This window comes from Bacteroides sp. An51A, assembly GCF_002161565.1.
Classification (GTDB): Bacteria; Bacteroidota; Bacteroidia; order Bacteroidales; family Bacteroidaceae; genus Phocaeicola; species Phocaeicola intestinalis.
In genome coordinates this window covers 472,165-497,079 of record NZ_NFIC01000003.1, presented here as the reverse complement: position 1 = coordinate 497,079, position 24,915 = coordinate 472,165, and the positions used below count along the sequence as shown (strand labels likewise).

The 24,915-nt window shown below is 43.1% G+C and carries 25 protein-coding genes; 14 read left to right on the top strand and 11 right to left on the bottom strand.

Annotated elements, in window-relative coordinates; all coding sequences use genetic code 11:
• Positions 1-81: 81 nt before the first annotated feature.
• The 7 genes from B5G04_RS08360 to B5G04_RS08330 all read left to right on the top strand — a co-directional run bounded on the left by B5G04_RS08360 (position 82) and on the right by B5G04_RS08330 (position 5,116).
• On the top strand, positions 82-621 hold the full coding sequence (locus B5G04_RS08360; protein WP_087396684.1) for a glycosyltransferase: 540 nt from the start codon (positions 82-84) through the stop codon (positions 619-621).
• 116 nt (positions 622-737) lie between these two features.
• Positions 738-1,928 (top strand): Coenzyme F420 hydrogenase/dehydrogenase, beta subunit C-terminal domain, encoded by a 1,191-nt coding sequence (locus B5G04_RS08355; RefSeq protein ID WP_087396682.1) that lies wholly within the window; start codon positions 738-740, stop codon positions 1,926-1,928.
• Between the two features lie 5 nt (positions 1,929-1,933).
• Positions 1,934-3,112, top strand: coding sequence for a glycosyltransferase (locus B5G04_RS08350; protein WP_087396679.1), 1,179 nt, complete (start codon positions 1,934-1,936; stop codon positions 3,110-3,112).
• A gap of 138 nt (positions 3,113-3,250) precedes the next feature.
• Positions 3,251-3,430, top strand: a complete 180-nt coding sequence (locus tag B5G04_RS08345; protein ID WP_143270443.1) for a hypothetical protein — start codon at positions 3,251-3,253, stop codon at positions 3,428-3,430.
• Between the two features lie 10 nt (positions 3,431-3,440).
• Positions 3,441-3,938, top strand: coding sequence for a DUF6169 family protein (locus B5G04_RS08340; RefSeq protein ID WP_087396675.1), 498 nt, complete (start codon positions 3,441-3,443; stop codon positions 3,936-3,938).
• A 62-nt stretch (positions 3,939-4,000) separates the two neighbouring features.
• The gene (locus B5G04_RS08335; protein ID WP_087248159.1) at positions 4,001-4,201 is read left to right on the top strand and encodes a nucleotidyltransferase domain-containing protein; all 201 of its coding nucleotides are present in this window, start codon (positions 4,001-4,003) and stop codon (positions 4,199-4,201) included.
• A gap of 162 nt (positions 4,202-4,363) precedes the next feature.
• Positions 4,364-5,116, top strand: coding sequence for a WecB/TagA/CpsF family glycosyltransferase (locus B5G04_RS08330; RefSeq protein ID WP_087248161.1), 753 nt, complete (start codon positions 4,364-4,366; stop codon positions 5,114-5,116).
• 190 nt (positions 5,117-5,306) lie between these two features.
• Here B5G04_RS08330 and B5G04_RS08325 read toward each other — a convergent pair whose 3' ends face one another.
• The 5 genes from B5G04_RS08325 to B5G04_RS08305 form a co-directional block, all read right to left on the bottom strand.
• Positions 5,307-6,299, bottom strand: coding sequence for a PD-(D/E)XK nuclease family transposase (locus B5G04_RS08325; RefSeq protein ID WP_087396672.1), 993 nt, complete (start codon positions 6,297-6,299; stop codon positions 5,307-5,309).
• 206 nt (positions 6,300-6,505) lie between these two features.
• Positions 6,506-8,377 carry an ABC-F family ATP-binding cassette domain-containing protein gene (locus B5G04_RS08320; RefSeq protein ID WP_087396669.1) on the bottom strand — a complete coding sequence of 624 codons (1,872 nt, stop codon included), beginning with the start codon at positions 8,375-8,377 and terminating at the stop codon, positions 6,506-6,508.
• A gap of 4 nt (positions 8,378-8,381) precedes the next feature.
• Positions 8,382-9,221, bottom strand: a complete 840-nt coding sequence (locus B5G04_RS08315) for a DUF3805 domain-containing protein (RefSeq protein ID WP_022040268.1) — start codon at positions 9,219-9,221, stop codon at positions 8,382-8,384.
• 14 nt (positions 9,222-9,235) lie between these two features.
• Positions 9,236-10,441: a hypothetical protein gene (locus B5G04_RS08310; protein ID WP_022040269.1), complete on the bottom strand. Its 1,206-nt coding sequence runs from the start codon at positions 10,439-10,441 to the stop codon at positions 9,236-9,238.
• Between the two features lie 78 nt (positions 10,442-10,519).
• Positions 10,520-10,897 carry a RidA family protein gene (locus B5G04_RS08305; RefSeq protein WP_022040270.1) on the bottom strand — a complete coding sequence of 126 codons (378 nt, stop codon included), beginning with the start codon at positions 10,895-10,897 and terminating at the stop codon, positions 10,520-10,522.
• Between the two features lie 366 nt (positions 10,898-11,263).
• On the opposite strand from B5G04_RS08305, the gene rho reads away from it, so the two are divergent.
• Positions 11,264-13,237, top strand: a complete 1,974-nt coding sequence (rho, locus tag B5G04_RS08300; protein WP_022040271.1) for a transcription termination factor Rho — start codon at positions 11,264-11,266, stop codon at positions 13,235-13,237.
• Between the two features lie 315 nt (positions 13,238-13,552).
• Here the strand turns inward: rho and B5G04_RS08295 are convergent, their stop codons facing one another.
• The 6 genes from B5G04_RS08295 to fldA form a co-directional block, all read right to left on the bottom strand.
• Complete coding sequence (locus B5G04_RS08295; protein WP_022040272.1) at positions 13,553-13,990, bottom strand: PepSY-like domain-containing protein; 438 nt, start codon at positions 13,988-13,990, stop codon at positions 13,553-13,555.
• A 42-nt stretch (positions 13,991-14,032) separates the two neighbouring features.
• Entirely contained in the window at positions 14,033-15,331 is a 1,299-nt protein-coding gene (locus tag B5G04_RS08290) for a HAMP domain-containing sensor histidine kinase (protein WP_022040273.1), read from the bottom strand.
• Positions 15,328-16,005, bottom strand: a complete 678-nt coding sequence (locus tag B5G04_RS08285; protein WP_022040274.1) for a response regulator transcription factor — start codon at positions 16,003-16,005, stop codon at positions 15,328-15,330. The genes B5G04_RS08290 and B5G04_RS08285 overlap by 4 nt, the downstream gene beginning before the upstream one ends.
• A 102-nt stretch (positions 16,006-16,107) precedes the next feature.
• A complete protein-coding gene (locus B5G04_RS08280; RefSeq protein ID WP_022040275.1) occupies positions 16,108-17,613 on the bottom strand; it encodes a TrkH family potassium uptake protein in 1,506 nt (501 codons plus the stop codon).
• 204 nt (positions 17,614-17,817) lie between these two features.
• Positions 17,818-18,168 carry a DUF2023 family protein gene (locus tag B5G04_RS08275; RefSeq protein WP_022040276.1) on the bottom strand — a complete coding sequence of 117 codons (351 nt, stop codon included), beginning with the start codon at positions 18,166-18,168 and terminating at the stop codon, positions 17,818-17,820.
• A gap of 241 nt (positions 18,169-18,409) precedes the next feature.
• Positions 18,410-18,916: a flavodoxin FldA gene (fldA, locus tag B5G04_RS08270; protein ID WP_022040277.1), complete on the bottom strand. Its 507-nt coding sequence runs from the start codon at positions 18,914-18,916 to the stop codon at positions 18,410-18,412.
• A 170-nt stretch (positions 18,917-19,086) separates the two neighbouring features.
• Between fldA and B5G04_RS08265 the strand changes: the two genes are divergently transcribed.
• From B5G04_RS08265 to pstA, 6 genes are all read left to right on the top strand, one after another.
• Positions 19,087-20,229 carry an aldose epimerase family protein gene (locus B5G04_RS08265; RefSeq protein WP_087396666.1) on the top strand — a complete coding sequence of 381 codons (1,143 nt, stop codon included), beginning with the start codon at positions 19,087-19,089 and terminating at the stop codon, positions 20,227-20,229.
• 142 nt (positions 20,230-20,371) lie between these two features.
• Positions 20,372-21,166, top strand: a complete 795-nt coding sequence (locus B5G04_RS08260; RefSeq protein WP_239414055.1) for a metallophosphoesterase — start codon at positions 20,372-20,374, stop codon at positions 21,164-21,166.
• A complete protein-coding gene (locus B5G04_RS08255) occupies positions 21,147-21,815 on the top strand; it encodes a hypothetical protein (protein WP_087396664.1) in 669 nt (222 codons plus the stop codon). The genes B5G04_RS08260 and B5G04_RS08255 overlap by 20 nt, the downstream gene beginning before the upstream one ends.
• A gap of 184 nt (positions 21,816-21,999) precedes the next feature.
• Entirely contained in the window at positions 22,000-22,779 is a 780-nt protein-coding gene (locus B5G04_RS08250; RefSeq protein WP_041584124.1) for a phosphate ABC transporter substrate-binding protein, read from the top strand.
• A gap of 43 nt (positions 22,780-22,822) precedes the next feature.
• Positions 22,823-24,016 carry a phosphate ABC transporter permease subunit PstC gene (pstC, locus tag B5G04_RS08245; protein ID WP_013619505.1) on the top strand — a complete coding sequence of 398 codons (1,194 nt, stop codon included), beginning with the start codon at positions 22,823-22,825 and terminating at the stop codon, positions 24,014-24,016.
• A gap of 30 nt (positions 24,017-24,046) precedes the next feature.
• Positions 24,047-24,904, top strand: a complete 858-nt coding sequence (pstA, locus tag B5G04_RS08240; RefSeq protein ID WP_083802666.1) for a phosphate ABC transporter permease PstA — start codon at positions 24,047-24,049, stop codon at positions 24,902-24,904.
• Positions 24,905-24,915: the final 11 nt, after the last annotated feature.

Here is a 24,915-nt window from a genome sequence, read left to right as displayed (position 1 = left end):
CCCCCCCCCCCCCCCCCCCCCCCCCCCCCCCCCCCCCCCCCCCCCCCCCCCCCCCCCCCCCCCCCCCCCCCCCCCCCAAAAATTATTGAATGGAATGAGCAAAATTGCGACTTGGACGAAAACAATTATATACGTGAAGCATACAATAATAAATTATGGGCATTTGTAAGTGATTATTTTCGATTAAAGGCTTTATATGATTATGGAGGTATTTATTTTGATACAGATGTGGAAGTGAAGAAAACTTTTCCAGAAAGTTTCTTTGAAGCTGATTTGGTGTTAGGGTATATGTATGAATGTGCTATTTCGACGGCTGTCATTATGGCTAAACCCAAACATCCTTATATCAAAGGATTATTGGATTTATACCGAACAATGCCTTTCCACAAAAATACACCTAATAATACAGTCTTTAATGACTATACTTTTGCAAACTATCCGAATTTTCGTCTGAACGGTAAAGCCAGAGAGTTTGCTCCTAGATGTTTCATTTATCCGCGTTTCTATTTTGAAGTCCCTACTTTAGGCAAAGAGGGTGGATATAGTGTACATCATTTTATGGGGTCTTGGCATGGGAAAAAGACAAAAACGAAAGAGTTGCTGAGAAAAACTTTTAAATAGTGTCGGTTTCATTGTTTCTTATTGGATTGGGTTTATCAGAATTATTTCCGCAATAAATTGCTTAAACGTTCGGGTTATTATAAAAGATATGTACAAGATTTAGATAAAGCAGACTAATGATTACCATTACAGATAAATCACAATGTTGCGGTTGTTGGGCTTGTGAAAATGTATGTCCCAAGAGTTGCATTCGCATGGAAGAAGATAATGAAGGTTTTCGTTACCCTAAAGTAAATACAGAAAAGTGCATTGAATGTGGACTATGCGAAAAAGTGTGCCCGATAAAGCAACCGAGACAGAACGATACAGTTCCTGAAAGTTTTGTGGTGCAGAATAAAAACGCTCAAATTTTACGTAACAGCACATCGGGTGGTTTTTATTCTGCCATTGCTAATTATGTGATAGAGAAAGGAGGGGTTGTATTCGGGGCTGCATTCGATGAAAATATGACTCTGCGTCATACATATAGTGAAACATTGGAAGGATGTACTCGGTTTCGTAGTTCGAAATATGTACAAAGCCTGATAGGGGATAGTTATACGCAGGCAAAAAAGTTTTTGGATGCAGGTAGGCTGGTGGTATTCAGTGGTACTCCTTGTCAGGTAGCTGGGTTATATGGTTATCTTAGGAATCGGAAATATGAAAATTTAATAACCGTGGACTTGGTGTGCCACGGCACACCAAGTCCACGGTTATTACGAAAATATTTGGCATACCATGCCACCTTGGCAAAAAGCAAAGTGGTGGATTATCGGTCAAGAGACAAATATTATGGATATGATTTCAGTACGGCTACCATCACGTTTGCCGATGCATCCAAACAATATCATAAAGGAAAAGAATCTGACCTGATGTTAGGATTGTACTTCAAAGATTTAATATCACGACCCAGTTGTTATCAGTGTCATTTCAAAACATTGCACCGAATAAGTGATATCACGATATTCGATTGTTGGGATGCTTCTTCAGTTTCAAAGAAATTCAGTAATAAAGGAGCGACAAATGTGTTTATTCATACAGAAAAAGGCAAAGCTGTTTTTGAACAATTAAAAAGCGATTTTATATGGGCACCTTCAAACATAGTCCCTATCATAAAACGGGACGGAGTTATGATAAAACATTGTGTTCCAATGAATCCGAAACGTGATGATTTTTTCAGAGATTTAAAAAATTGCTCTATAATCGAGATTGAAAAGAAATATTTACCTAAATCTAATCTGAAAAATCTATCAGCCCACTTCAAACCTTTCCTCTATAAAGCCGGTATTTTTTCAATCTATCTGTCTTTGAAAAGAAAATTCTTTTAGAAAATATGAACATACTTTTCTTAATGAAAGTCTTTGAAGTTGGCGGTCAAGAGGTCGTAACGTCAACTTTAGCACAAAGTTTTGTTTCTCACGGTCATTCTGTCACCATTGTTAGCTTTAAACAACCGAATCCGTTGATGCTGGAACGGTTGGACAAACGGATTGAGGTTTTTACATTAGACGAACTCTGTTATTCGAAAGAAAATATAGAAAAGTTCCGTTCCGTCTTGATAAATAAGCAAATAAATATTGTTATCAACCAATGGGGACTTCCGTATATTCCAGCCAAAGTTTTAAATGAAGCAAAAAAAGGACTGGCTATCAAAACAATTGCCGTTTATCATAATTCACCGGATAGCAACGCAAGAATAAAAGAGGTGGAGATAGCTTTGTTGCAAACAAGGAATCATCTGAAACGCTGGATGCTGCAATGCAAGAAGTTTGCATTCAAGCAAATCACCAGCCAAAGTATGCGCTATGTCTACAATCATAGCGACCTATACATGGTATTGTCTCCCAGCTTCATTGATAAATTTAAAGATTTCACAGGCATCAAGCATCCCAATCATTTGATTGTGCAAACCAATCCGGTAACGGTAGATGCATCAGATTATGTTTTTTCGTCCGAAAAGAAATGGAAAGAGATTATCTATATGGGTCGTATCGATTACAATCAGAAACGGGTTTACCGGGTGATTGATACTTGGTCGGTATTGGAAAAGCAATTTCCGGATTGGCAACTGACCGTTGTAGGTGACGGACCGGAACGTAAGAAGTTAGAGCAACAAGTAAAGGATTTAGGATTACAGCATGTTAGTTTTGAAGGCTTTCAAAGTTCGATTCCCTATTACGAAAGAACGTCTATTTTGATTCTGACATCTGAATATGAAGGTTTTCCTCTGGTGTTGGCAGAATGTATGTCGTTTGGTGTAGTACCTGTCGTTTATGGAAGCTACTCCGCCGTGTACGACATTATCAAACACAAGGAAAACGGAATGATTGTACAGCCACAGAACGGTAAGTTTGAGGTAAATGAAATGGCTAAGCGATTAGCTTTTGTCATGGAGAATGAATCCAAACGGAACGAAATGGCACAGAATGCCATACTGACCAGCAAACGTGATTACTCATTGGAAAGTATTTATCGGTCGTGGGAGAAGGTGTTTGATAAACTGATGCAATGATTTTTTCCTAATAAATTAACCTTTCTCAGAAAAATCTGTCCTTTTGTAAAAATTCAACATGGTATCTATATAATTTACAGCTAAAACGTTGGCTATATGATTTTTTATTGCGACCTTTGCAAAATAAGAGAAGAAAGTATGGATAAGGATTTTATAACTATCAATCAAGTTAAAACGAAGCAGGATGTAAAAAAATTCTTGCAGCAGTTTGTCGATAAGAAGCGGGCATGCACGGATTGTGTCTGCGAGGGACGTCCTGTGTCTGAATTAGCTTCTCGTGGAATTAAAGTTGCCAAATTGAGCGAAGTGTTGAATTGAATTTCCTAATATGTTATATTCATTGAACCATATCAATTCCATGTCTCCTTACTTGGTCAGTGAATATGAAGAAGGCACAGCTTACTTTGTAACCGATAAAGGCGCGGAATATTTGGTAAACTTTATTGAAGAGACAAATATTGGCATAAAACATGCTTACCAATTAGTTTTATCGAATAAGAATAGAAGCAAAATATTAGGAACTGATCCTAAAATAGCAGAAACTATCGCTGCGATTGTTACATCGTTTTTTTATAATAAACGGCATGTGTTGTTTTATGTTTGCGATACAACCGACAAACATGAAGCAGCCAGACACCGTAAGTTTAAATCTTGGTTTCAAAAGTATGCTGATACAGAATCCTTAGAATTGCTTACTGAGAGAATTGAAGTTGAAGAAACTACATTTTTTATCTCGTTCATCTATAACAAGAAGCATGAAGAAGCCGCTGCATTACAATCTTCTTTTTATTCTTATTTTCAAGCGCTTCGGTCTAAATTGGAATAATCTTTTTTTGTCCGTCATAAAATTTGCAAGTTGAATGTGAACGAAATGGCGCAATAAGTCTTATGAACCGTACAGATTTGACCAATCGTTTGAAAGTAGTAATCAAGAAAGTCGTCCCAGATGCGGACGCCATTCTTTATGGTTCGGAAGCACGTGGGGAAGCAAAGAAAAACAGCGACATTGATGTACTGATTTTGGTGGATAAGGATTATTTATCCCCACAAGAGTTACATGATGTTGACGTGTTAATTGAAACGCATTGATTACATCAGATTTAAATGCGGATATGTCCAAGATTGATTTATAATCTTGCTATCGCAAATTCCCTAAAACACAAATTCTACATTTTACTAAATATGTTATAAAGGAGCACACTGGTGTGTTCCCTCGAATCTTTATGCCGTAAAAATCAAGATTTTATATCTATGAATACAACCAGAATTTTGAATGTTGACATTCTTTCACTTACTCAAAAAGATTTATTGTCCAGCCTGCAAAAAGGCGTATTGATAACCCCTAACGTAGACCATTTGGTGAAACTTCAAAGAGATAAGGAGTTTTATGAGGTATATCAACAAGCGGAATGGGTGGTATGCGACAGCAAGATACTCTATCTGTTGTCTAAACTGTTGAAACATCCATTACCGGAAGCCATACCGGGTTCAAGCTTTTTTACGGCTTTCTATTTACATCACAAAGATAACCCGAATTGTAAAATCTTTCTATTGGGTGCAAAAGAGGGAGTCGCACAAAAAGCAATGGAAGAGATAAACCAACGCGTGGGCAGGCAGATTGTCGTAGGTGCACATTCGCCTTCGTTCGGATTTGAGAAGAATGAAGATGAATGTAAAGAACTTATTGACATCGTGAATAAAAGCGGTGCCAATGTACTGTTGGTGGGCGTTGGAGCTCCGAAACAAGAAAAATGGATAATGAAGTATCGTGACCGAATGCCTGGTGTAGATGTATTCATGGCTCTTGGGGCAACTATCGATTTTGAGGCAGGTACACTGAAACGTGCTCCTGTATTCTGGCAAAAAATCGGCATGGAGTGGCTCTACCGATGCATGAAAGAGCCGAAACGGTTATTCAAACGTTACTTCGTAGACGATATGCAGTTCTTCTATTATTTTACCAAACAATTATTGGGCATATACAAAAACCCATTTGGCAAATAAGAATCTTTTATTTACGAAATAGTTTACAAACCAAAGCTATCGGTATCAGCAAGACAGCAAAAAGGTAAGCGCATATCAATCGGAATATAATAGCAAGTCTATTCAAGGCTTCCATCATTCTATGTGGGCAAAGATAAGCTCTTTATTTCACTAAGAGGCATAAGACTTTGTGCTGTAGAGGCCGTTTTTCTTAAAGCTTTGCTATTTCTTCCGCACTAAGTCCGGTAGCTTTTGCTATGATATCTGCAGGGACACCTAAGCGCTTAAAGTTTTGTGCATCCTCCAATTTGGCTTCTTTCTTGCCTTCTTTCTTGCCTTCTTCCCTTCCTTCCCGCATTCCTTTTTCTCTTCCTTCCTGCATTCCTTTTTCTCTTCCTTCCCGCATCGCGTCCTCTACCTTATTCTGCATGTCCTCCTCGTAAATCCGGCTCACGTAGAAACGGTCTACCGCCTTATCATAAGCCACACGGTTCGCTTCCGACAGGTTCGCTACGGCAGCCAGCCGTTCCAGATGCTTGAACACCTGTTCTTTCAGCGCATCCGGCATTCTGTTCCATTCGTTCATATTCTTCAGTGCATAGATTAGTTTGTCATACAATGTCTCGCATTCCTCCAACTGCTTGGTGAAGTAAGGGAACTGCAAGTATATCTGCCGGAAATGCGGGTTCACCGTCCGCCCGTTCTCACGGTCTGCCACTACCGTGTCCGTACGGAATTTCGGCTCTAACTTCCCTTCCTTGAAGTTCATCAGGAATATTCCGTACACGGTTGAGAGTTTGTAGCGGTCACCGTAGCGGAGTGGTGCTTCACTTACCGTGTCCGACACACTGTCTTTTCCTCCAGCCGGCAATTCCACTTCATCCGTTATGGGACGTTCTATCAACCGGCTGATGGCACGGCACACGTAATACAGCGTACGGTCCAGGAAATTGCTGTGCCACCGGTTCTGCATCTCCACGATGATGTATTCCCCACTCGAAGTCAGGCAATACAGGTCGAAGATAATCCCCCTGTCGTTTACGTTGTCCGAATTGTCTTCCTTGTCGATGAACGTCAGGTTTTCAATGTGATGCTCCCCCGCAAGCAGCTCGTTCAGCAAAGTAATGAGCAGTTCCTTGCTGGCAGGTTGCCCGAAGATGATCTTGAAGCCGATATCTGTAAACGGGTTTACGAAATGCGCCATGTATCTTTCTTTTCTCTTCATGCCTCAAAGATAGGAATATTAGCGAACATTCACAAATTTGTATACGGTGAAGTTGCTAAAGTTTTCACTTCTACTGTGCATGGCAGAGTCCCACCGTCAAGTTAGGAGTGCAACTCCGTCTAAGAACCGTACATGAGAGTTTCCCCTCATCCGGTACGGTTCAAGCATTTCTTTCGATATAGTTTTTATCCCTCTATCTCACTCAACTCCAGCCAACGCATACTCTTTTCATCGAGTTCATCGTTGAGGACGGGAAGACGTTTGGACTTCTCGGTCAACTCGTCCACACCCAGCGTTCCACTGCACAAAGCAGCCTCGATGTTTTTCTTTTCTTCTTCCAAAGCAGCAATCTCCTGTTCCAACTGTTCGAACTCTTTCCGCTCCTTAAAGGTCATACGGCGTTTGCCTTCGGGACGTTCGCGCTGTGGCTTGTTCTCTTTTTTAGGCTTTGGAGCATTCTCTTTTTCGAACACTTCTTTTGCAGCCTTCCAACTACGATAATCTGTATAGTTTCCCGGGAAATCGCGGATATCACCTTGACCATTGAACACCAGCAAGTGATCGACTACCTTATCCATAAAATACCGGTCGTGACTCACAACAATGACACACCCCTTGAAACTCTGCAAGTATTCTTCCAGCACCTGAAGCGTAACAATATCCAAATCGTTCGTCGGCTCGTCGAGCACCAGAAAATTGGGGTTCTTCATCAAGACCATGCACAAATACAGCCTGCGCCGTTCTCCCCCACTCAACTTATATACGTAACTGTGCTGCTTTTCGGGCGGGAAAAGAAAATGCTGCAAAAACTGCGAAGCCGTAAGCCGCTTGCCATTCCCAAGCTCAATGACTTCCGCTACCGATGTAATGACATCGATTACTTTCATCTGCTCGTCAAACTTCAACCCTTCCTGCGAATAATAACCGAAACGGACCGTCTCACCGATATCGAGCGTTCCACTGTCGGGCTTTTCCAGTCCCATCAGTATTTTAATGAAGGTGGACTTTCCTGTACCGTTGTTCCCGATGATACCCATCTTCTCGTAACGGGAAAAAATGTATGAAAAGTCTTCCAATATTGTAATATCCCCATAACGTTTACACAAATGGTCTGCCTCGAAAATCTTCGAACCGATATAGGAGGCTTTCACATCCAGCTTCACACTCGAATCATAAGTACGCTGCTTAGCCACTTTTTCCAGCTCATAAAAAGCCTCCTCACGATAGCGTGCCTTGTGTCCACGTGCCTGCGGCATCCGGCGCATCCACTCCAATTCTGTGCGATATAAGTTATTGGCACGCGCTATTTCGGCATTGGCAGCATCGACACGCTGCTGTCGTTTCTCTAAGTAATAGCTGTAATTTCCTTTATAAGAATACAGCTGCTGACCATCTATCTCCATAATTTCAGCACACACACGGTCAAGAAAATAGCGGTCGTGCGTAACCATCAGCAAACTGAGTTTGGAACGGTTCAAGTATCCTTCCAACCATTCTATCATATCCAGGTCAAGATGGTTGGTAGGCTCATCCAAAATAAGCAAATCAGGCTCGGTAATCAGTACATTCGCCAATGCTACCCGTTTCAGTTGCCCGCCGGAGAGGTTCTCTACCAACTGGCTGAAGTCACGGATTTTCAGTTGCGAGAGTATCTGTTTCACTTTCCGCTCATAATCCCATGCTTTTTCATGCTCCATCCGTTCTAAAAGCACATCAAGCCCAGGATTGCCCGGAGCAGCCATGCAAGCCTCATACTCCTTGATAAGTTCTACTACGGCATTTCCACGATGAAAACAAGCCTCCAGCACAGTCAGTCCGGAAGGATAGACCGGACTTTGTTCGAGGTATCCCACACGTAAATCGCGCCGGTAAGTAACTTGCCCTTCGTCGTACCCTTCTTTCCCTGCCAGTATATTCAACAAAGTAGTTTTACCGCTTCCATTCTTGGCTATCAGTCCGACACGTTGCCCTTGCGCGATACCAAAGGAAATCTGACGGAATAACACCAAGTCACCGAATGACTTGGTCAAATTCTCTACTTGTAAATAAGCAACCATATCTTTATATTGAAAGTACCTTTTCGACCTCGCCGCGCACACGTAAGTATTCATCTTTTAAGCGGCAGACTTCTCCATTCTTTACCTTATCCCATACAAGTCTGGTGGGACAGACCATTACATTGGTATCTGAAAAACGCAAGGCAGGATATTCCTGTTTCCCGTCGATAACCGTTACCCAGTCCATGCCGTCCATTTCATTTACCAGAATGGTACCAAAAACTATACCAAAACTCTCCCACACCTGACGCTGGCCAGGTTTGAAATGACCGCTATCCATCACTTTCTGAATATTGCTGATATCTGCCTCGGTACCAGTAAAGTCTTTCGCCAACTGCTTTTTGATGGCAGAAACAGCCCAGTCGTATGCTTCATTAATGGTATTGATTTCGAGCACTCTTACCGGAATAACCGCTTTCCAAGGCTTTTCATCTGCTTTCCGTACCTTAAGCGAAGCTATGATTTCCTCACCTACCCTGATGCTTTCCCCTTTTGCTACCGTAAACGAACATTCTATAGATACGGCATCCAACCCTGTTATCCAGAAATGTGATGTGTACCAAGTTCCGTTCTCTTGGAAACTTTCGGACAGATACACACATTTCCAGCGTCCGACCTGCACCAACTTTGCTCCCCGTGTATGTGACAGTTCGTCTTCCATGCAAGCTTTTGCATAATCACGTCTTTCACCCCGATAGGCAGATATGCGGAAATTGCCTGTCCACTTGTCGGGATTATAAAACAAGAAACTTTCTTCTGTATCTTCAAATTCGCGCCAATCGGACGGGTATTCCAGTAAAAACCATGCCCCCGGCGAGATATATGTTCTTTTATTCTTTTCCATGTATTCCTTTGTTATTATTTTCCTATTGGTTGAATCTGGGCACGGATAGCCTTGTCTATTTCCAGAAACATGTAATTAACCTTGCCCGAATGTATCAAGGCTTCATTCTCCTTATAAATACGAGTAGCATATTCCTTCGATTTCTCGAATACAAAACGTGACATACTTTCTTGTGACTTGCCTGCCACGGTAGAATCGAGTTTCTCTTCTGGGAAAAAATCGTCTAAGTTGACATCTCCTATCATCGAAGTTTCCAGAAAATGGATATTCTGATGCATACGGTCTGTATAGTAACCCACAAACATGTGTTTAGGGGTACGCACCAGAATGGGATTGATGTTGATAGCCTTCAGCAAGGAAGCAAAAAGCACGCTTCCATCTACACAGTTGATTTGTGCCGAAGCCATCGCATCATCGAATGTACGTACACGCTGCGAAAACACAACGTTCGACGAAAGACTGGTATTGCTGATGGAACTGTACTTGAATCCTCTTTTCTGCAATACGTACCACAGGGCATACACCTGTTTGTCGACCACATCGCTGTTCTTGCTCTGATAGCCCCAGAAACGATTGACGATACGCGTGTTCAACGCTTCGCGCAATATCACATCTATATTTGGATTGTCTTCGTTCACATAGGCTGCAAAAAACTTTCCGGTATCATGAAACTTCATCTTGCTGTCCATATACCCCAGCAGGCATTCATTAATACTGCGTACGGAAAACGTACGGACATTGCTACCCAGCTCGTGATTGTTCAGCCGGACCGAAACAGACACGGTAACCGGAAGTGGCTGCGTGTGCTCGCGCAACGTTTCATATTTCCATATAATATCCGGAAAGACCAAATATTCCTTGCGTGCTTCGGGCAGCACAAACTCGGATACCGAACGGGAAAAAAACGGAGTTTCTTCCACCTCGATGTGTAACTTGCTGTTCGGATGCATATTCTTGATACGAATACCGATGCACGACTTCGGATTGCCTATATAACCGGTATCAGAAGGAAGAACAAGTTCGGCATCCGTTGTGGCAGTGGAAAGTATCGTCACCGGAAAGATGTTTCCGCCCAACTCGTCCGTAATCTCGAAATCCGAACGGAAAGGTTCGTAACGGTAAATATACCCTAATGAGGCCAACACGATAACTCCTGCCAGCAAAAATGTGGCAAGTTTCCATTTGTTTTCCACGTGAGACAACAGATTCCGATAGTTCATAATCAGATACAAAAAAGATTCGCCTCACAGGCTGCAAAGACATAGACCTGCCTGCACCTGTGCTGCGAACCAATCAGTTTATCGCACCGCAATGCATTCGATTTCTACCAATGCACCTTTAGGCAATGCCTTCACTGCTACGGCCGAACGTGCCGGAAAATCTCCCTCAAAATACTTGGCATACACACCGTTCATCTCGGCAAACAATGCCATATCCGACAAAAACACCGTAGTCTTCACTATATTTGCCGTGGTCAGGCCTGCCTCTGCCAGAATGTTCTTAATATTTTCGAACGATTGGGTAGTTTGCTCTGCCACGCCACCAGGAGCAAACTCTCCTGTAGACGGGTCAACCGGTAACTGTCCGGACACAAAAACCATTCCGTTCGCTTCGATTGCCTGACTGTAAGGACCAATGGCAGCAGGAGCCTTTTCTGTAAAAATCACTTTCTTCATTGTTACAATTGTTTTTTTTAATTATTACTAAACAACAAGCGAAGAAATAGCCGGAGCTTATCCACCTCGCTTGAAAATTCAGTGCTAAATTAGCACTTTTCCGCCAATCAAAGGAAATATTCAAAAAAAAATTAACGAAAACCTATAGGATATTGAAAAAAATACCTACTTTTGTAGTGTCAATACGTGAGACAAACGAAAACAGTTTGCAAACTCACTTCAAACAAAGAATCAAAAACTAATCATTAAATCCGTAATTATTGATAAGTGTCCAATCTTTAACGACGCACATCCACAACAGATGGTCGCATCGTAATAATGCACGCTTACAAAATTACACAATTACAATTCATTACACCTATACTTATGTATAACATTATTCAATTAAACGACAAAGATTTGTCCGAATTGCAACAGATTGCCAAAGAGTTGGGACTGAAAAAAACCAGTACCTTACCCAAAGAAGAACTGGTGTATCGCATTTTAGACGAACAAGCTATTGTAGGAGCTACCCAAAAGGCTTCTGCTACAAAGACCAATGAGGAACGGAAAGAAGGACAACCCCGCAAACGTTCACGAATCAGTGTAAAAAAAGAAGGAGACAAAGTATATACAGCCACTAAAGACAAGGCACAAAAGCTAGAAGCAAACACTCCCCCACTCCCGGCACCGGCTCCTTTATTCAAAGTAGATAATCTGGTAGAGACAGAAACTGTTGCGACAGAACAGGAAAGCAGTCCGGCACCTGCACCGGAAGAAAAGCCCAAAGCCAAACGGGGAAGAAAACCTGGAAGTAAAAACAAAACGACTTTGGCAAAAGAACAAGCCCAAAAGAATGAAAATACACTTTTTCAAACTCCAGCCGAACAAATTCCGGCAACCGAAAACGAGCCAGAACTTCCGGAACTGGATATGGCAAATGTAGATGATTTTATTCCTATCGAAGACCTTCCATCTGATAAAGTAGAATTACCTACCGAATTGCTCGGTAAGTTTGAAGCTACCAAAATGGAACAACCGGTCATCACTGAGAAAGATAACAAACCGACAAACAACCGTTTCCAACAACGCCAACAACGCCATAACAACAATAACCGGCAAGCTAACGGACGCACCAATAACCCGACTGCCAACCAGGCGACACAGGCTACAACAGAAAACCTGCCTGCTACAATTGCTGCCGAAACAGCACCAATTAAACCTGTAGAAAAGCCTTATGAATTTGATGATATCCTGCAAGGCTCAGGCGTATTGGAAATCATGCCCGACGGATATGGTTTCCTCCGTTCTTCGGATTACAACTATCTCTCTTCACCCGATGACATTTACGTATCTCAATCACAAATAAAACTTTTCGGACTAAAGACGGGTGACGTGGTAGATGGAACCATTCGCCCACCCAAAGAAGGAGAAAAATATTTCCCCTTGGTCAAAGTCTCGAAAATCAATGGACTGCCCCCAGAACTGGTACGTGACCGTGTACCGTTCGACCACCTGACTCCTCTGTTTCCTGATGAAAAATTCAAACTTTGCACAAGTAACAACGACAACCTGTCGGTACGCATTGTAGACTTGTTTACCCCTATTGGAAAAGGACAGCGTGCACTGATTGTGGCACAACCTAAAACCGGTAAAACAATCCTGATGAAAGACATTGCCAATGCCATCGCAGCCAACCATCCGGAAGTATACATGATTATGCTGCTGATAGACGAGCGCCCGGAAGAGGTAACCGATATGTCGCGCAGCGTCAATGCCGAGGTCATCGCTTCTACATTTGACGAACCTGCAGAACGTCACGTGAAGATAGCAGGTATCGTTTTAGAAAAAGCAAAGCGTATGGTAGAATGCGGACACGACGTTGTTATCTTCCTCGATTCTATCACCCGTCTGGCACGTGCTTATAATACAGTTTCTCCGGCATCGGGAAAAGTATTATCGGGAGGTGTAGACGCCAATGCACTGCACAAGCCGAAACGTTTCTTCGGAGCTGCCCGCAACATCGAAGGAGGAGGTTCGCTTACCATCATCGCTACGGCTCTGATTGATACAGGTTCGAAAATGGACGAAGTAATTTTTGAAGAATTCAAAGGTACAGGTAATATGGAGCTTCAGCTTGACCGTAACCTGAGCAACAAACGCATCTTCCCTGCAGTCAACCTGACAGCATCAAGTACGCGTCGTGACGACTTGCTTCTTGACAAAACGACTTTGGACCGTATGTGGATTCTGCGCAAATTCCTTGCAGACATGAACCCGATCGAAGCAATGAATTCAGTAAAAGAGCACTTGGAAAAAACCAAAGACAACGATGAATTCCTAATGAGTATGAATTCATAATTTTGAGCTTATATGAATGTCCGCCATCAGCCAATCCGACGGGGTTAAAAACGCAGTAGTACTGCATTTCCGATGAAGATATATTCGTAGGCGGATGCAGTATATATTCAACCGCGAATGCAGTATATATTCAACTGCGAATGCAGTATATATTCAACTGCGGATGCAGTATATATTCATTTTTCAGGGGTATGTATTGATTGTTGGCGGACATCCATAAAAAATACAGAGACACAAATATATAGGTTATTTCCCTTATATTTGTGTCTCTGCTTGTAAAACAGTATCAGCTTACAGGAGATACATTACGTCCAATCAATCGTCTATATCAATCACCTGAAACTTGTTGTTAAACGTGATTTCCCAACGGTTGGACAATTTCACATCATACTCTTTTCCGTCACGTTCGATTTCCAGAATTTTCGCTTCAGGATAATTGGCCGAAACATACGAACGGATTTCAGCAGGAATAGCCTGTACTGGCACCGCAGACATTTTACATTTGATTTCGGTCCATTCACCCGACTTGTCAAACTCCAGTTTCTCACCGTTGGTAAAAATCACATCGTATGTCTTATAAAATAACCCTGACTCCATCTTAGCCAAAGCCACCTTATGATTTTTGAAATACGTAGTAATGAAAGTCTGAGCCTTCGTTGGTAACTGCCCTATCTGAATGGGTTTGTCATTGTCTGCCAATGCCACTGCCTGGATACCTAACACACATACCAATAATAAAATCCACTTCTTCATATCAAATTTGCTTTTAATGGTTAATACATTTATCATTTGTTTTCATTGCAAAGATGAAGAAGGAATCTGAAAAGATTTTGAAATCTCGAAACAATGCATTTCTTTTTCATAAAAATATCGGATAGCCAGATGATTGGTCTTGCAGATGCTGTCGACCAAAGCCAGCCCCAAGCCTGTAGACCCTTCTTTTTTGGTCCCTTGATAGAAACGTTCGAAAATACGGATACCGTCCAAAGGCTCGTTTCCCGTATTGCAGATACAGAAAACATTTCTGTCGATAATAATCCGGATAAGTCCGCCATCAACATTATGCACAAAAGCATTTTTCAATAAATTAGTCACCAAGACCGAAGCCAAAGAGTCATTGATTTCCACACAGAAAGAAGCCGTAACCTGCATCTCTACGTGTATATTCCGATAAGCATAAACTTCCTGATAGTCGGAGAGGTAATGTTTCAGGACTTCATCCAGACAAACGGCATGTTTATCCATGTATTGCCCGTTTTCTATCTTACACAGAAGCAATAATGAACGGTTCATGCGGGTAAGGTTTTCCAAAGTACGATGTGTCTTTGCCAGTTCCTCCAATTGACGTTCGGACAATCCATCGTCTTCCATCAGCATTTCAATGCGGTTACGACAAATGGCAAGCGGTGTCTGCATCTCATGTGAGGCGTTCCCGATAAACTGTTTTTGCTGTTCGAAAAGCTTTTCATTACGCCCGGCAAAATCTGTTACCGCTTCGTTCAGCCGGCCGAACTCGGTAATAGTTGTCCGATTGTCTAAAGGCTCGTTCGGATGCCCCAAACGATAACGGTCCAACCAACCCAGCAAACGATACAAAGGTTTCATGTTCCGGTAATAGACCCACATCGTTATCAACAGAATGACCAGCAACAATAACACGTACAAGAATATAATCCATCCTGTTATAGCACGTTGAAGATCCATCTTTTCAATCGTAGGCGTATAGACCACCAGTTCCATATACCGATCGTTCGATGCCCGGAAAATAGTAATGAGCACACGGGCAGGTTCTTCTTCTTTCTTCTCTGTAATATATACCATTTCATCACGATAAGTTATTTGCGGATAAGAAAGCGCATACTCTTTACTCACTTCGTATAAGTAATACTGGTTATTCGAGCCATTATTGGCGGCAGGCATCTCTTCACCCTGCAAGGCACGGATGATTAACTGCTCGGAATAATCTTCGAGTGAATCATCGACTTCATCGTTTACCTCTTCCATCACCGCCATATAAAACAGACCTGCCCATACAGACAATACAACAATCAATGCCAGTGACAAACGCCATAAGACAAGATGGGATAACTTCATTCTACTACAAATTTATAGCCAAAACCGTAAACAGACTTCAATTCGGGAGTAGCCCCTGCATCTTTCAAACGTTTCCTGAGATTCTTGATTTGCGCATAAATGAAATCAAAATTGTCAACCTGGTCAATATGATCCCCCCATACCGACTCGGCAAGCGTATTCTTATTGACCAACCTACCGGGACGTGACATGAAATAATATAAAATGTCATATTCCTTACGATTCAGCTCTACCTGCCTGCCTGCTATCTGTACGCGGAACAAATCGGGGAACAATTCGATATTCCCTACCTGAAGCTTATGCTCCCCTTCACGCTGGCTGCGCCGGAACAGACTTTTCAATCTAGCATGCAGTTCGGCCAAATGGAAAGGCTTGGGCAAATAATCATCAGCCCCCAGATCAAGTCCCGCCACTTTATCTTCCAGCGAATCCTTAGCCGAAAGAATAATCACATTGGTACGCTTACCCAAATCATGAAGTTCTTTCAACAAATTCAGACCATTTCCATCGGGCAACATAATATCCAACAGGATACAATCGTAATCATAATCCTCTACTTTCTGCAAGGCAGTACGATAATCAGGAGCCTGTGACACTACATACCGCTCTTTTTCCAACGAACGGGTAGTTATCTCCCGCAAATCGCGGTCATCTTCTACTATCAATATTTTCATATAAGTAAGTGTACAAAATTAAATGATATTACCAGAAACACAGATTTTCTGAGCCGACACATTATATAAACTAATTCTCAACATCTACTTACCTTATATAATTCAACGGTTATGCCAGAAACTCGGAACAAACATCAACAAGATAGCATACAGTTCCAAACGGCCCAACAACATCAGAAAAGAAAGCACCCACTTGGCACCGTCAGGAAGTCCGCTCCATGAAAATGCCGGTCCATAATTCCCCAAAGCCACACCAGCATTCCCCATACTGGAAAACACCGTTCCAAAAGCGTCTGTCAATCCTACCCCCATCATCATCAAAAGAACCCAACCTACAAAACCGCATATCAAGAATAATAACGTAAAAGTCGTTACCGCTGAAATAGTCAACGGGTCGACTGTCTGGCGATTTATTTTTACCGGAAATACAGCACGCGGATGAATAAGACGTGCCAATTCGTTCTTCGCATTACGCAAAAGGATGAGCAAGCGCATCACTTTAATGCCGCCACTGGTAGAACCGGTACAACCACCTACGATTGTAGCATACATGATAAGCATCCATGTGAATGGAGGCCAGAAATTGTAATCATCTGTGGTAAAACCGGTAGAACTATGCACCGTAACAACTTGGAAAAGCGCCTTTCGGAAAGCTTTCTCCACATCATAATGATTATTGATGATAAGCGCAACGGTGATGAATAAAGTCACCGTAAATACAGAAATCAGAAAGCCCTTCACTTCATCGTCTTTCAGCAGATGGCGGAACTTCCCTTTCAAGCACATGAAATACAATGAAAAGTTAAGCGAGGAAAGCATCATAAAGATAGCGATGACATACTCGATGAAAGGCGAATTCCAATAAGCCACACTCGACTGCTTGGTGGAAAAACCACCCGTGGCCGTCGTAGAGAATGAATGGCAAATGGCATCAAACCATCCCATGCCTCCCCAAACCAACAGCAAGGTTTCCGAAACGGTCAATATCAGGTACACCGTCCACAACCATTTCGCCATGATGCTCACTTTCGGATGAATCTTGTCGTGCGTCACTCCCGTAGCCTCGGCAGAGAAAAGCACCTGATTCCCCACACCGAATATCGGCAACACAGCTATAGTGAAGAACACGATTCCCAAACCGCCTATCCAGTGCGAGAAACAACGCCAGAACAGGATGCCATGCGAAAGCGACTCGATATTGTCAAGAATCGTGGCTCCAGTCGTCGTAAATCCGGAAACAATCTCGAAGAAAGCATCAGGAATCGAGGGTATTGCCCCACTGATATAAAAAGGAAGCATCCCGAAAGCTGAAAATAATATCCATGTGAAGGCAACGATGCAATAGCCGTCACGACGCGTCAGCCTGTTTTCGGCATTGCGTCCCAAGAAAACCAACACTCCTCCCGCTCCTACCGTTATCAGCGTAGAATAAACGAAATAAATGTAATCGGATTCGTGATAGAAAAGCGCAACGGCAGCACCCACCATCAGCATCACACCTTCGATAAACAACAGAAGCCCTAAAATGCGGCAAATCATCTTCTGGTTTATCAGACTGTTCTTCCGACCATTCCCTACATATGCATTCCTTGAAAATGAATCTTCCATCTTTACTTGTTTTTGTTAAGACCATGCAAAACTAATGAAAAGATTCAATATTGAATGCAGATTTCAGGTATAAATATGCTTTTCCAAAAAAAGAAGGCACAATCTCCACACTTGTTTTACTATTCAGGAAGCCACTTACCCAGCGAACAAAAACGTACAGATTCCTCCCTGCCACCTTGCACAACTGTCTGCATGGATACACGGTCACGAAACAAGATGCCGCATCTTCCGGTCACAATATCGCTTGCATTGCACACAGATATCGTATCCCAACATTGCTCCTAAAATGAAGTCTTCTTCCGGTGTCAACCTGTTCAACGGCCGGTTGACCAACAGACGGATGGCCTCGATACATTCGTCACAACCGAAAAACAAATTGATACGCTCGTCATCGACCGGTAACACGATGAATTTGATATGCTGGTTCTCCAGACGCTTGACCGCAAAAGACTCGTATTTCTTGTTGGTCGTATACAGCACCATACGGCGTACTCCTTTCTTGAATTCATAAATGTGATTCAAAAACACTTTGATGTCAGCAGGGTTCAATTCCATAATCAGTGAATGATTGTAGTTGATGATTGAGGAAAACGGAAATAAATAATTAAGGAGAGTAAGAAGCTGTTTTGAATTTCTACAGAAGTTTTTTTCTCATCTTGATGTATTAGTTTTTCAAAACAATTTCTAAGCTGATAAGCAATAATCCGAAGAATGACAAATGAACATGAATAACCTTGTATGGCAATTGTCAACCGCCGGTTCTTCAACTATCACCCATCAGCCGATAAACAAAGAACTATGCCAAATCAGACTTAAGCATATCAGTCCAGACCGTAATGCGTTCGTCTGTCTTGTCACTTTCGTTCACATCATCAATGGCAAGTCCTACGAATTTACCGTCAATTACCGAAATCGAAGAAGCATAGGTATAATCGCTGTCGGACACGGCACCCACAAAACGGCACCCACTGTCTTTCAAGTCTTCGTAAAGCACTCCCATGCCGTCGCAGAAAGTATCACCATACGATTCGGAATCACCGCACCCAAACAATGCGATGGTTTTCCCTTTCAAGTCCATACCTTTCAGCACCCTGATGCCATCATACCAGTCGTCCTGCAATTCACCATCACCCCATGTAGATGTACCTAAAATCAAAGCTTCGTAAGCATTCACCATATCAGCACTCATCTTGCTCACATCGTGTACATCAGCTGATGCAATACCTAACTTCTCTGCTATCCGACCGGCTATCGCTTCCGTGGTACCGGTCGTAGAACCATAAAATACTCCTGTTTTTTTCATTTCTATTTGTGTTTGTGATTTGATGATACAAAGTAAAGACAAAACACCAAAATAAGAAATACCTAAAAATAGTGATTTTCAAACCGACCGGGGACCAATGATTTTATTCCCCGACAAGCCCACAAATTGACAAGAAAAAACTATCTTTGCCGATAGAACAAACATTGCATATGAAACTAACCAATCTATCTCACATAGTAAGCATCGGACTGCTGGTACTCACCACTTCGTGCAGCAGTCACAGGTTTACCACCGCATCAGGCCTGCAGCCTAAAGCTTTCCTGCAAAAAGTAGAAGGACAAAAAACGAGCTTATACAAGATAACCAACTCGAAAGGCATAGAAGCATGCATCACCAATTACGGCGCACGCGTAGTGTCACTCATGGTACCCGATAAAAACGGAAAACTGGAAGACATAGTATGCGGCTTTTCCAATATCGAAGATTACATCAGCCAGTCGCAAAACTACGGAGCCACTGTGGGCAGATATATCGGCCGCATCCTAAACGCACAATATACATTGGAGGGGAAAACCTACCACCTCCAAGCCAACCACTCCCTGGGACATACCGCCCATGGAGGAAATCCCAACTTCGGAGCGCGGATGTGGAAAGCCACACACGTATCTCCTTCATCCGTTACGTTACATTATCTCTCACCTGACGGTGAAAACGGATTTCCTGGCAATCTGCATATTTCAGTTACCTATACCCTGACCGAAGACAACGCATTGGACATCCGTTACGAGGCAACGACCGACAAGACCACCGTACTCAACCTATGCAATCACTCCTTCTTTAATATATCGGGCAACCTGAACCAAAGTGTAGAAAACCAAACCATGTGGGTAGATGCCGACTATTTCAGCGCATACGACCGGAACAAATGTGTCACAGGAGAATTATGGCCTGTTGCTTCTACCCCACTTGATTTCAGAATCCCCCACAAACTTGCCGACCATATTAACAACGACTACGGACAACTGAATATAGTGAACGGATACGACCATGCCTGGGCTTTGAACCATCCGGGAAATGACACACATGTAGCAGCCTGGATTTACGACGAGAAGAGCGGACGGAAAATGGAAATCTATACCACCGAACCAGCCATCCATATCTATACCGGAAACGGACTGAAAGGAAAAGTAAAAGGGAAAAACAACATTTATTATCCTTTCCGTGGTGCTGTCTGTTTCGAAACGTGTCATTTCCAAGACAGTCCCAACAATCCTCAGTTCCCCTCAACGACGTTGCATCCGGACGAGACCTTTACAAGCCATACAGTTTACAAGTTCGTAAATGTCCGTTGACAAAAAACAACGATTGGAACAATATTCCCGAAAAATCAATATTGTACAATTGGCTTTTTATGACAAACTTTGCAACCCATACATAAAAGAGACACATTTTATGCGCAAAATTACCGGAAAAAAGTTTTACACAAGCCTCTTTATGAGTTGCATATCCCTTTTCTCTGCCTGTTGGCTGAGTGGATGCGAAATGATAGAATATCATCCATACGACCTGGACATTGATGGTGAAACAGGCATCAATGCCAAAAACATCGAACGCATTGAAAGTGCATTACAAGGAAAAGATTCGTTCTCTTTCGTATTCATCAGCGACACGCAACGCTGGTACGATGAAACAGAAGATGCCGTAGCTGCCATCAACCGGCTGGACAGTGTAGACTTCGTGATACATACAGGCGACCTCTCCGACTTCGGATTGAAACTAGAATTTGAATTACAACGTAACATACTGAACAAACTGAACGTACCATACGTATGCCTGCTGGGCAACCACGATTGCCTTGCTACAGGACAGGACGTGTACCGGCTCATATTCGGCGACGAGAACTTCACTTTCGAGGCAGGAAACACACATTTCGTATGTCTTAACACCAATGCTTTGGAGTTCGACTATACCGAAGCAATACCTGACCTTACCTTTATGGAAAACGACCGCAACCAACTGCCCGGAAGCTGTACCCGCACCGTTGCTGCCATGCACGCGGCACCTTATACCGAACAGTTCAACAACAATATCGCCCTCGTTTTCCAACACTACCTGAAAACCTATCCTTCGCTCCAGCTCTGTCTGGCAGGGCACACGCATAGCCTTTCTGTAGAAGAACTATTCGATGACGATGTGTTATATTATACAGCCCCTTCCATCAAAAAACGTACGCTACTCCGTTTTACTTTCACTCCTGACACTTACCAATATGAAACAATCGCTTTTTAACCTGATTGCCCTATTGCTCCTTCCATTGTTGCCCATTACCACCCTTGGAAGTCCCTCCGACTCAACCAGTTTGCCATCTCCCCGGAAATGGGACAAACGGGTTCACCAGCGTTATGAAGGCTGGGAGCGGTTACGTCCTACTCACGTAAAATACCAATACGCCGGAGGCATGGGAGTTTCAGCAGTCGGGATAGGATGGGATTATGGCAAACGCCGCCAGTGGGAAAGCGATTTTCTAGTAGGTTTCCTGCCGGGCAAATATGCCGACAAGTTCAGACTGACCTTTACCGTAAAACAAAGCTATATCCCTTGGAGCATGAGTTTCGACAAGCACTGGGCACTAGAGCCTTTCTATTGCGGACTGTATGTAACGACCATTGCCGGGGAGGAATTCTGGAAAAAAGAACCAGGACGCTATCCCAACGGCTACTACAATTTCAGTACCAAGATGCGCCCATACATTTTTATCGGACAACGGATGAACTTTAATTTGAAAAACAGCATTGTAAAACACGTTGCCATGTTTTACGAAATAAGCAGTTGCGAATTGTACATCATCAGCAAAGCAACCAACAGCAATCTGAAAATGAAAGACATATTACGAATATCGTTTGGAGTAAAGGTCCAGTTGTTTAAAGACAATGATTGACAAAAAGAGCATCGGTCTTTCCCATTACTTCAAATTTAGCTGGAATGCCTCAGATATGTAATATTTTTGTAACACCCCTTTCGGAGAATTCGTTGTACCTTTGAGCCGTTAAATTTTAGAATCAAAAACTGGATATTAACGGCGTATGAAGAAATGTGTTTCTTTTTTCTTAGGAGCGTGCTGTATGTGTCTTCCTGGCATACTGATGGCACAACGCATCAAGGGAAGCGATACCGTACTTCCTCTTACTCAGGAACTATCGGAAATGTACATGAATCAAAATCCCTCTGCTACAGTTACTGTCACCGGAGGCGGTAGCGGTGTAGGAATCTCGGCATTACTTGACGGAACAACCGACTTGGCAATGGCATCCCGAAAAATAAAGTTCAGCGAGAAAATGAAAATGAAACAGTCGAAGCACGAGCCCTGCGAATATATCGTGGCATACGATGCACTGGCTGTTATTGTCAATCCTCAAAATCCGGTTAAACAACTTACCCGCGAACAATTGGAAGGCATCTTCCGGGGCAAAATCACCAACTGGAAAGAAGTGGGAGGTGAAGATGCCCGCATCGTAGTCTACTCGCGCGAAACGTCTTCGGGTACATACGAATTCTTCAAAGAAAGTGTTTTACACAACAAAAACTATATGAGCAGCGTGCTCTCTATGCCTGCCACAGGCGCTATCATCCAATCAGTACGCCAGACCAAAGGCGCTATCGGCTATGTAGGATTGGCTTACCTGAATCCTTATGTGAAAGCTATTGCCGTATCCTACGACCAAGGCAAACACTACGTCTATCCCTCGGTAGAAAGCGCGACGCGAAAAGAATATCCCATTGTCCGTCCGTTGTATTACTATTACGACAAGCAAAACGAAAAGAATGTCATGCCATTCCTCAATTTCACCACCTCGAAAGAAGGGCAAGCCAAAACATTGGATTTGGGCTTCATTCCTCGTTAACCACGATACGTAACAGGTATATATAAATAAGGTATATAGAAATATGAAAAGATTGATTGATAACATCGCACGGTATGTGCTTACCGTGAGCGGATTCACCACCAGTGTGGTAATCCTGCTGATTATCGGCTTCTTGTTCAAAGAAGCAGTAGGCCTCTTCAACAATCCCATCGTAGAAGACGGATACGTGCTGGCACTGAACAAGGAAAACGATGTAAAACGACTCAGCGCACAACAAATCAAAAACATTTTCGATGAGGAAATCACCAACTGGAAAGAAGTGGGAGGCAAAGACATGCCCATTACCGTGTTCCGTCTGGAAGACCTCGACAAGCATTATACAGAAGCAGAATTAGGAGCGGAATATGAATATGCCGGCGACAAGATTGCTGAACAGGTTCACCAGACTCCGGGTATTGTTGCCTACGTCCCCGATGTATTGATGAAAGGACAAAAAGACATCCATTACATCGAAAACCAAGATATTCCCGTAAAAGACGTCTTATTAGGCAACGAATGGTTCCCTACCGCAACTCCTTCCCCTATTTTCGGTATTCTTCCATTGATTAGCGGTACGCTATGGGTAAGCTTTTTCGCCATCCTCATCGCCTTGCCTTTCGGGCTTGCCATTTCCATTTATCTTGCCGAAGTGGCAAACGAAAAGACCCGAAAATTCCTGAAGCCGATTATCGAATTACTGAATGGTATTCCTTCTGTCGTTTACGGTTTCTTTGGCCTGGCGGTCATCGTACCTTTCCTCCAGCAGACATTCAACCTGCCTGTAGGTGAATCGGGGTTGGCAGGCAGCCTGGTACTTGCCATCATGGCATTGCCGACCATCATCACCGTAGGCGAAGACGCCATGCGCAGTTGTCCGCGAAGCATGCGCGAAGCCAGCCTTGCCTTGGGAGCTACACAATGGCAGACTATTTATAAAGTCGTAATCCCGTTTTCTATTTCCGGTATTACCTCTGGCATTGTATTGGGCATCGGACGCGCCATCGGCGAAACCATGGCGGTATTGATGGTAACCGGTAATGCAGCAGTCATGCCCCATAGCATTCTGGAACCATTGCGCACCATCCCGGCAACCATTGCTGCCGAATTGGGTGAAGCGCCTGCCGGAGGTGCACACTACCAGTCACTTTTCCTGCTGGGTGTCATCCTGTTTTTCATCACTTTAATTATTAACTCTTGCGTAGAAATCGTATCTTCGCGCAATAAATTCAAGAAATAACGTATGGCTGTAGAAATCGATCCGTCTTACATGAAGCACAAAAAAGGCATTCAGAAAGGAATGTTCACTTGCTTCCGCATACTGAGCTACTTCATTGCAGCAGTATTGTTCTACATATTGGGATTTATCATCGTAAAAGGCATCAGCGTCATCAATTGGGACTTCCTCACCCAGGCTCCTACCGACGGTATGACCAAAGGAGGAATCCTGCCTGCCATTGTGGGTACGTTTTACCTGATGATAGGAAGTGCCGTATTCTCGTTTCCTGTAGGTGTGATGAGCGGCATTTATATGAACGAATATGCCCCTAAAGGCAAAATGGTAAACTTCATCCGCACAATGACAAACAACCTTGCCGGCATCCCGTCTATCGTATTCGGCTTGTTCGGTATGGCTTTCTTTGTCAATTACCTCGACTTTGGCGACAGCATCATTGCCGGTTCGCTTACGTTAGGCTTGCTTGCCTTGCCGATTGTCATCCGTACAACGGAAGAAGCTTTCAAAGACATCCCTAACAGTTATCGCGAAGGAAGCCTTGCTTTGGGCGCTACCAAGGCACAGACCATCTGGAAAGTATTGCTGCCTATGGCGATGCCCCGCATCATTACCGGACTGATACTTTCATTGGGACGTGTATCGGGCGAAACCGCCCCTATCCTCTTTACGTGTGCCGCCTATTTCTTGCCCAAGCTGCCCGAAAGCATCTTCGACCAATGTATGGCGTTGCCGTATCACCTGTATGTCATCGCTACCAGCGGCACCGACATTGAGGCACAAACGCCTATCGCCTATGGCACAGCATTTGTTCTGATTGTCATCGTACTGATTATGAACTTGCTTGCCAACAACATCCGAAAATATTTTGAAAACAAATTAAAATCCAAATAAACCATAATCGT